Raw genomic sequence first — 8,484 nt, 5'->3', positions numbered from 1 at the left:
GCGGGATAAAGTGAAACTTCATTCAGTAGGCGTTTTTTTCCATCTCCTACTGAATGTTAGTTGAACCAATCGGGCATTTAGGTGCCGTTATCTCCTACTTAGACATTTTGTATTCACTCATGTTTTGAAGTGGGAGTCATACGGCACCTTACATGCGGGATAAAGTGAAACTTCATTCAGTAGTAGTTTTCTTCCATCTCCTACTGAATGTTAGTTGAACCAATCGGGCATTTAGGTGCCGTTATCTCCTACTTAGACATTTTGTATTCACTCAAGATTTTGAAGTGGGAGTTTTACGGCACCTTACATGCCGGATAAATTGTCCTAGTGTATCATACGCAAGCTTTTAGCGTCGTCAACATATGTGGACTCCTGCGGGAATAGCTCGAGCTGAAGATCACGCAGGAAAGCGACCTTTGCTTTCTGAGGAAGCTGAAGAGACCTGCGGAAACTGAAATATGTTGACGTAGTGATGATGGGGATTTTTTTACACAAATAAACCGAACAATTATAATGAATTGTTCGGTTTTTGCTTATGTCCCAGCCTCGTCGGCATTATGGTTATTGAAAGCCTTTAAATTTGTTGCGGTTATTCAAGTATGAAAAAAACACTAAAATGGAAAGGAATAAAATGGGAGAAGATATATACAGTGGTATTAACCGGATTAGAGCAAGCATTTGTACAGAAAAACTGATTAAAAAGAAAAGAATCATTCCGGCTATATATGCCTTTCGCATCTTTTGAAATCTCTCCTTTCAGTTATACGAGAGCTTATTTAGAGGAAGCGTCTGTTAACAATGAGTATTCATTGTTGTCCCATTTTATACGAAAAAAGAAAGGCCGTCTCGGCCTTCCTCGAAAGTAAAATATAAAACTTGCTTTGTCCTGCTCCGGGCAGGAAGTCTAGTACCGCGCGCAACCATCAAAGGAAGCAGCATGCCGTGAATCATACACGCCGGGCTTTTCGGAAGATGCGGCTATGAAAGGCGGCTAGCGCTGTTAGTTGCCGTCCTGTCTTGGTACGATTTGCAGCTGCGAAAGCTCTACATCTGTTTTCCTGCGATACATACGCCAGGCTCACCATTACCGATGCTCCGTAATGAACGAAGCGCTCCTATTGTTCATATGCAATATATTTCCAATAAGAACCGTTCTGTGTTTGAATTCTTTTCACTCTGCGCTGTAATTGCAGCTTTTTCATTTTTCTTTCGATTGTTTGGAAAGGCATATCATAGATCATGGCCAAATCCTGAGTGGATATCATCGGATTTGCGGATAAATAGAGCTCCAGCGGCGGAAGCTCTGTCGGCTGGACGTACCCGCCAAGCATCTCCGTTAAAATATGGACATAAATATCATATGAATACAGGCCGCTGATTTTAAGGCCTTCGTCCTCTATGCGCTCGTTGAAAAAGACGATAGCCGGCATTTCTGCCACATTCATCTCAGTAGCAATGATGACATCACACTGGAACGCTCTGGCCGCGCTCGATGAATACAGATCGCGCAGAAACTCTTTACAGTCCAGCCCCACATGATCCGCGCATTGTTCCAAAACATACAGGTCTGTAATATCCTCCTGTTCCATAAAAAGCAGTTCTTGAAGCCGACGCAGATAGCGTATTCCAGCCCTTTTTCCTTGCAATTCGGCTGCCTTGATGCTGATGGCGGCCAAATGGGGCATATGCTTCATTTTTTTGGAAGGAGTCGATGAGTTTGTCAGCTGTTCTTTTCGGTTGTTTAATTTACACGAATTTAAAGCCGTTAAATCGCCAGCTAATACATGCTTTATTGTGAAGTAATCTCCGTATTGTATTTGAAGTTTTTTTACAATGGGCGAAAGCATCCAGCAGTCCATACAAAACGGATCTACAAACACATACATTTCTACAGGCTTGTTTTGCATATATTTGGCTTTAAGTTCTTTCTGGGATTTCCATTCCATCACGGCACTTCACCTTGCACCTTATCAGGACTATTTACCATATGGTTGGCGGTCAATGCAAGCCGGGAAAAAAAGTGCTCCCGAATGGGACTATCGAGCTTTACCTCATCCATAGCGGCCGACATGCAAGACAACCAGGCCTTTGCCCTCCGTGGAGTAATTTCATGAGGCAGGTGCCGGGCACGCAACATGGGATGTCCGTGCTCTTCTGTATATAATGGAGGTCCCCCCAAGAATTGTGTTAAAAATTGCTTTTGTAATCTGGCTGTTTCGGTTAAGTCTTTAGGAAAAATGGGGATGAGTTCGGGATGATTTGCCACCCTGCGGTAAAAGGCGTCCACAAGGGAAGAAAGCTTTTTTTCCCCAATTGCGTCATACGGCGTCATGCGCTCTTCAACCATATGAATCGCTCCTTTTTCTAAAATGTATGTACATTGTAACAACGTGTAAAAAATAACTCAAATAAATAGCCTTTTTGGAAAAAAAGGGAATTGAAATAAATAAAACCCCCGTGTAAAGGAACAGGGGTTTAACTGTAAAATGATTCGGTTACTTTTCTTACATAATTTTGTGTTTCTTTAAATGGGGGGATACCTCCATATTTGTCGACGTTTCCGGGTCCCGCGTTATAAGCTGCCAAAGCGAGCTGTATATTTCCATTATATTTATCCAGCATGTTGCGGATGTACTTGCTGCCGCCCATAATATTTTCCAAAGGATCGAATATATTCTTAATGCCCAGGCCGCGGGCGGTTGCGGGCATCAACTGCATCAATCCGGAAGCGCCCGCTTTGCTCACCGCGTTCGGATTAAAATTGGATTCATGGCGAATAATGGACTTAATCAGCTTTGGCGGGAGATTATATTTATTTGCCGCGGCGTCAATCATTCCTTCCAAGCTGTTTATGTGCTTCATGTCAACCGCTGGCAGCGGTTTGTTTGTTTTCGTCTGCACTTGATTCTGAGCCAATGAATGAATGAGGCCAAGCGTGTTCATTTTTTCGGGATTCTTCGCCGCTTCAGCCATCACATTGTTTATAGCTTCCCCAAGCAAACTGCTGAACGCCTCGGTTGAATCTTGTAGCATGTGGTTGGCCGTTTGTGTTGTCAATCTTCTCAGTGTCTGCAATTCCATTAACAAATTTATTTCACCAAGCTTGTTCAAGCCTATTCACTCCAAATATGTAAATTTCGCATCATAAAGTCTCTTAATTTTATTATCGGCTTTCTTAGTAGGAATGTTAAGTTCGTTTAGTAATTGGAAGAAATTTTTTTTCCCTTCATCTATTTTGCCTTCAGGAATTTCGTATTCCACTTCAAAATCTTCTCTCCCCAAGTACAGACTATGGTCAAATTGCAGGCATCCTGGACCAAATGGCCTTTCCGCCCGTCTCGTCTCAAGCGAACCGAAACAGATGAGCCAGTTGGGATTAATATCAATTGCCGCTAATTCTGCTTTCACTTCGCCTTCGGGGAACATTTGTTTATGTAAGCATGCATTGGCTTCAGCGGGTGATATCTCTTGATTGATTTCCAGCAGTCCAATCGTCTCTGTTTTCTTTTTTAATGTCAGTTCATAAAGGTGATCCCTGTTTCTGATTCTCAGTGCCGCCGCCTTTTGTTTCAGCAAAAATGTATCCGTATCAAAGTAATGATTCACCTGTTTGGCAAAGTCATCCCTTGTTATGTGAAAAACGCTTAGCAGTAATTCAAAATGTTCTTTTGTGACCATGTTTTTAAATTCGATTTCAATATGTCTTCCCAAAGTTTCATCGTCCTTTCCATGTCTATGTTTTATTATGTGCTGTTTGCCCGGGTTGTCAATGTTCAGTAACAGGGCTTTGTGCTAAAATGGGTTCATGTAATGAGAATCAGTGTCTGTTTTTAGAGGTGAATTGCATTGAATCAGTGGGACCAATTTTTATCTCCATATAAACAAGCCGTTGATGAGTTAAAGATTAAATTAAAAGGGATGAGGGCACAATTTGTCGGAGAACATATTCATTCTCCTATTGAATTTGTTACCGGGAGGGTAAAACCCGTCGCAAGTATTCTTGTTAAAGCGAATTTGAAAAACATCCCTTTGGAAAAGATAGAAACGGAAATGCAGGACATTGCGGGTTTGCGCATCATGTGCCAATTTGTCGATGACATTAAGACGGTCGTGCACTTACTTAGACAAAGAAACGATTTTCGAATCGTAGAGGAAAGAAATTATATTTCCAATAAAAAACCGAGCGGATACCGTTCATATCATGTCGTGATTGAATATCCCGTTGAAACGATCAATGGCGAGAAGAAAATTTTGGCGGAGATTCAAATCAGAACATTGGCCATGAATTTTTGGGCAACAATCGAACATTCACTCAACTATAAATATCAGGGGGAGATTCCCGAAGACATTAAAATAAGGTTGCAAAAAGCCGCCGAAGCTGCATTTCGTCTTGATGAACAAATGTCGCAAATTAAAGAAGAAGTTCAAGAAGCGCAAGTATATTTTACAAAAAACAAAGAAGTTTTTGAACGGACTGACAGAAATTAACTTGGAGAGGGTGGAGACGTTTGAGATTCACAGTCATGTCAAAAGGAGATTCGACTTCAAATGCATTAATGCAAAAGATGATTACATATTTACAGGATTTTGAGCTGATCTATGATGAAGAGCAACCGGATATCGTCATTTCGGTCGGTGGTGACGGGACCCTTTTACATGCATTTCACCGCTACAGTTCACGGTTAGATAAAACGGCTTTTGTCGGGGTACATACCGGCCACCTCGGATTTTACGCAGATTGGCTTCCGGAAGAAATTGAAAAACTGGTGATCGCCATTGCCAAAACCCCCTACCAGGTAGTGGAGTATCCGCTCCTTGAAGTGATCATACGTTACAGGCATGGAGGAAAAGAGACGAAGTATCTCGGATTAAACGAATCAACCGTGAAAAGCATGGAAGGAACGCTCGTAATGGATGTGGAAATCCGGGGGGAACACTTTGAGCGGTTCCGCGGCGACGGTCTTTGTGTATCAACCCCATCCGGAAGCACGGCGTACAATAAAGCGCTCGGTGGAGCTATTATCCACCCGACGTTGCACGCCATCCAGTTGGCCGAAATGGCATCGATTAACAACCGGGTATTCCGGACAGTCGGCTCTCCGCTTATTTTACCGGCGCACCATACGTTAATGTTAAAACCGGTCAATACGAATGACTTTCATGTTACGATCGATCATTTAACGGTCATGCACCGGGATGTGAAATCAATTCAATTCCGAGTCGCTGATGAAAAAGTGCGCTTTGCACGTTTTCGCCCCTTTCCTTTTTGGAAGAGAGTGCATGATTCGTTTATTTCAGACGAAGGATGAGCTAACACGATATGCGACAATATAAGCTAAGCTGGATCGTGAAAAGCAGCGAAAATGAAAAAACAATTAAACAGTTTTTAGTGGAAAAACAGATCTCGCGGAGAGCCCTGACCAAAATAAAATTTCAAGGCGGCTCCATTAAAGTAAACGGGATAGAGAAAAATGTCCGTTACGTGTTGAAGTTTGGAGATAGGCTTGAGGTGGAATTTCCGGAGGAAGCCAAAAACGAACAACTCACAAAAGAAAACATTCCTCTTGACATCCTTTATGAAGACAGGGACCTTTTGGTCGTCAATAAGCCGCCCCAAATGAACACGATACCTTCCAGAGAACATCCGGGAGGCAGTATTGCCAATGCACTGGCTTATTATTATGAACAAAAGGGGATATCAGCCGCCGTTCATATTGTGACGAGACTTGATCGAAATACATCCGGCTTGTTACTCGTGGCAAAGCATCGGCATGCGCATCATTTATGTAGCATTTTACAACAGAAAAACGAAATCGCCCGATCATATGAGGGCGTTGCTTCAGGTGTCTTTAGCAAGAAGGAGGATGTCATTGATGCCCCGATTGGGAGAAAGCTTTCCAGCATTATCGAACGTGAAGTAAGAGATGACGGAAAGCGGGCGGTAACAAAATACGAAGTATTACAACAGTTCCATGACGCGGCGCATGTGAAAATATGGCTGGAAACGGGACGGACCCATCAAATAAGAGTCCATTTTTCTTACATAGGCCATCCGCTGTTGGGGGATGAACTATATGGAGGGCCGACAGATTTGATGAAGCGGCAGGCGCTTCATTGCAGTGAATTGCGGTTTTTTCATCCCTTTTTACATAAGGAACTACACTTTAATGCGCCGCTTCCTCTTGATCTAAAACAAGTGCTTCATTTACTGGAATAGGCTTACTCGTCAAATGTCTGGAATTTTTCTTTTACAAAAGGCATCGTTGACGGAACGGAAACAGTTGTCATTTCGGGATACCGAAATGCTGTTAATGCTCCCCCAAAAACAGCGCCGGTGTCAATATTGATGGTGTTTCCGACCATGCGCGGTGTATGGACCGGCGTATGGCCATAGACGATAAAGGGTTTTCCCGTATATGATTTGGCCCAGTCTCGGCGGACAGGCATTCCGTCAGGAAGAACTTCGCCGGTAATATCTCCGTAAAGCACAAATGTTTTGACCTTATTGTTCGACTTGCCGATCATTTCTTCTTTAATACCGGCATGGGCAATCACGAGATTTCCGTCAGCCAATACTTGATAAAGCGGGGCATTTTCATATAATTCCATGAACTTTTTTTTATAAAGAAGTCTTTTTTCCGTAGAAAGGCTGTTTAATTCGGCCACCGTCGTTTCCAAACCATGAGCTATTTTTACATTTCTCCCCAGAAAATAGCGGTATAGTTTGTTACAATGATTGCCTGGAACATAATAGGCTTTATGATCTTTCCGTAGCCCCCAAACTGTATCAATTACTTTTAAAGAATCGGGTCCCCGATCAGCCAGGTCTCCGACAAAGCCCAGGACTCGCTCCGGATGAACGGGCTTGTCATTTCTCCATGTATAACCAAGGTGTTCAGTAAGATTTTTTAATTCTCTGTAACAGCCATGAATATCGCCTATAATATCGATTTTCACCTGCATCACCTTTCTTTACATCATAAATTGTAACGAACAGAAATGATTTATTGCAAAAAAATAAATGATATAAGCGACAATTGATAAAAGATTTGTTAGGATAATGAATACGAATGGGAGAGGAGGCGTGTCGACAATGGAACTACATGATGACGAAAGGGAACAAATAAACGAAGAGTTGCTGCTGCATGCTCTCGCAAAGAATGATATTAAGCAGTTCAGGGAAAACTTCCTAAAACTGCATCCGTACGACCAGGCAAAGTTTTTTATGAAAATTGAATTCGACGATCGGCTGAACATCTATTATTTCTTATCACCGAAAGAAGTGGCGGATTTCTTTGAAGTTCTTGATATAGAAGACCAGGAATATAAAGATATTTTGGCTGAGATGGAACCAAATTATGCTGCCGACATGCTTTCCTTCATGTACACCGATAATGCGGTAGATGTGTTAAATAAGCTTGATAAACGCCAGGCAGTCAGCTATTTAACGATTATGAACAAGGAAAGCGCGCAAGAGATCAAAAATCTTCTGCATTATGAAGAATCTACCGCCGGAAGTATTATGACGACGGAATTTATTGCCATTTCCGCCAATCAAACGGTCCGTTCGGCCATGCATATTTTAAAAAATGAAGCACCTACTGCCGAGACGATTTATTATGTCTATGTTGTCGATGATGACCATCGGCTCGTCGGAGTCATTTCTCTTCGTGACCTGATCATCAGTAATGACGATGCGATGATAGCCGATATGATGTCCGACCGTGTCGTATCTACGACTGTCGATGAAAACCAGGAATCCGCCGCGAAGCAAATGAGGGATTATGATTTGTTGGCACTGCCAGTTGTCGATTTTCAAAATCATTTATTAGGGATTATTACCGTTGATGATATCATTGACGTTATTGATGAGGAAGCGTCTGACGACTACTCTAAACTCGCGGGTGTATTTGATGTTGACACCGTTGATAAAAGTCCATTTACCGCAGCGAGAAAACGACTTCCTTGGCTGATCATCCTGCTGTTTCTCGGTATGTTTACAGCGAGTCTTATCGGCAGGTTTGAAGCGACATTGAATGAGGTTTCCATTTTAGCCGTATTTATTCCATTGATCGCTGGAATGGCCGGAAATACGGGGACCCAGGCTTTGGCTGTCGCCGTTAGGGGAATTGCCACTGGTGAATTGGAAGAAGAAAGCAGGTGGAAGCTTGTACTGCGGGAAGCGGGAACAGGCCTGATTACCGGTTCTATTTGCGGTATTATGGTTTCCATTATCGTATATCTTTGGAAAGGGGAACTGTTTCTTGGTTTTTTGGTGGGGGTCTCCATTCTGGCTTCTTTATTTGTTGCCACCTTGGCAGGTTCCCTTGTTCCTCTTTTGATGCATAAGTTAAAAATTGATCCCGCCGTTGCATCGGGACCATTTATTACAACGATGAACGATATTACATCAATCTTGATTTATTTTGGCTTGGCGACGTTATTCATGGGCTATCTCGTCCATTAATGCTTGAAGCGGGGTGT

Annotated in this window: 9 protein-coding genes; 4 read left to right on the top strand and 5 right to left on the bottom strand. The window is 42.6% G+C overall.

The window, feature by feature from the left end; all coding sequences use genetic code 11:
- Nucleotides 1-1,115 precede the first annotated feature (1,115 nt).
- The 4 genes from JOC94_RS20865 to JOC94_RS20850 form a co-directional block, all read right to left on the bottom strand.
- Complete coding sequence (locus JOC94_RS20865) at nt 1,116-1,946, bottom strand: ClpXP adapter SpxH family protein (protein WP_077110296.1); 831 nt, start codon at nt 1,944-1,946, stop codon at nt 1,116-1,118.
- Entirely contained in the window at nt 1,946-2,347 is a 402-nt protein-coding gene (locus JOC94_RS20860; RefSeq protein WP_077110295.1) for a globin domain-containing protein, read from the bottom strand. Before JOC94_RS20860 ends, JOC94_RS20865 begins: the two co-directional genes overlap by 1 nt.
- Nucleotides 2,348-2,475: 128 nt before the next feature.
- Nucleotides 2,476-3,111, bottom strand: coding sequence for a lytic transglycosylase domain-containing protein (locus JOC94_RS20855; RefSeq protein ID WP_236017173.1), 636 nt, complete (start codon nt 3,109-3,111; stop codon nt 2,476-2,478).
- A gap of 6 nt (nt 3,112-3,117) precedes the next feature.
- Nucleotides 3,118-3,711 carry a CYTH domain-containing protein gene (locus JOC94_RS20850; RefSeq protein ID WP_077110294.1) on the bottom strand — a complete coding sequence of 198 codons (594 nt, stop codon included), beginning with the start codon at nt 3,709-3,711 and terminating at the stop codon, nt 3,118-3,120.
- A 135-nt stretch (nt 3,712-3,846) separates the two neighbouring features.
- On the opposite strand from JOC94_RS20850, the gene JOC94_RS20845 reads away from it, so the two are divergent.
- The 3 genes from JOC94_RS20845 to JOC94_RS20835 are packed head-to-tail and all read left to right on the top strand — an operon-like array spanning nt 3,847 to nt 6,217.
- Nucleotides 3,847-4,488 carry a GTP pyrophosphokinase gene (locus JOC94_RS20845; RefSeq protein ID WP_077110293.1) on the top strand — a complete coding sequence of 214 codons (642 nt, stop codon included), beginning with the start codon at nt 3,847-3,849 and terminating at the stop codon, nt 4,486-4,488.
- A gap of 35 nt (nt 4,489-4,523) precedes the next feature.
- Complete coding sequence (locus tag JOC94_RS20840; protein WP_408021941.1) at nt 4,524-5,309, top strand: NAD kinase; 786 nt, start codon at nt 4,524-4,526, stop codon at nt 5,307-5,309.
- An 11-nt stretch (nt 5,310-5,320) separates the two neighbouring features.
- Nucleotides 5,321-6,217, top strand: coding sequence for an RluA family pseudouridine synthase (locus JOC94_RS20835; RefSeq protein ID WP_077110291.1), 897 nt, complete (start codon nt 5,321-5,323; stop codon nt 6,215-6,217).
- A 2-nt stretch (nt 6,218-6,219) separates the two neighbouring features.
- Here JOC94_RS20835 and prpE read toward each other — a convergent pair whose 3' ends face one another.
- Nucleotides 6,220-6,957 (bottom strand): bis(5'-nucleosyl)-tetraphosphatase PrpE, encoded by a 738-nt coding sequence (gene prpE, locus JOC94_RS20830; RefSeq protein ID WP_077110290.1) that lies wholly within the window; start codon nt 6,955-6,957, stop codon nt 6,220-6,222.
- 136 nt (nt 6,958-7,093) lie between these two features.
- Here prpE and mgtE point away from each other — a divergent pair, with 136 nt between their 5' ends.
- Nucleotides 7,094-8,467, top strand: a complete 1,374-nt coding sequence (gene mgtE / locus JOC94_RS20825; protein WP_077110289.1) for a magnesium transporter — start codon at nt 7,094-7,096, stop codon at nt 8,465-8,467.
- Nucleotides 8,468-8,484 lie beyond the last annotated feature (17 nt).

It is taken from the genome of Siminovitchia thermophila (assembly GCF_016909185.1).
GTDB classification, from domain to species: domain Bacteria; phylum Bacillota; class Bacilli; order Bacillales; family Bacillaceae_C; genus Siminovitchia; species Siminovitchia thermophila.
The sequence above is the reverse complement of the archived record's forward strand: the minus strand, read 5'-3'. Positions and strand labels throughout refer to the sequence as shown.

Coding starts and splice junctions, on each gene's coding strand:
- JOC94_RS20865 (WP_077110296.1), bottom strand. CDS start 1,946: ATGGAATGGAAATCCCAGAAAGAACTTAAAGCCAAATATATGCAAAAC.
- JOC94_RS20840 (WP_408021941.1), top strand. CDS start 4,524: ATGTCAAAAGGAGATTCGACTTCAAATGCATTAATGCAAAAGATGATT.
- mgtE (WP_077110289.1), top strand. CDS start 7,094: ATGGAACTACATGATGACGAAAGGGAACAAATAAACGAAGAGTTGCTG.
- JOC94_RS20860 (WP_077110295.1), bottom strand. CDS start 2,347: ATGGTTGAAGAGCGCATGACGCCGTATGACGCAATTGGGGAAAAAAAG.
- JOC94_RS20835 (WP_077110291.1), top strand. CDS start 5,321: ATGCGACAATATAAGCTAAGCTGGATCGTGAAAAGCAGCGAAAATGAA.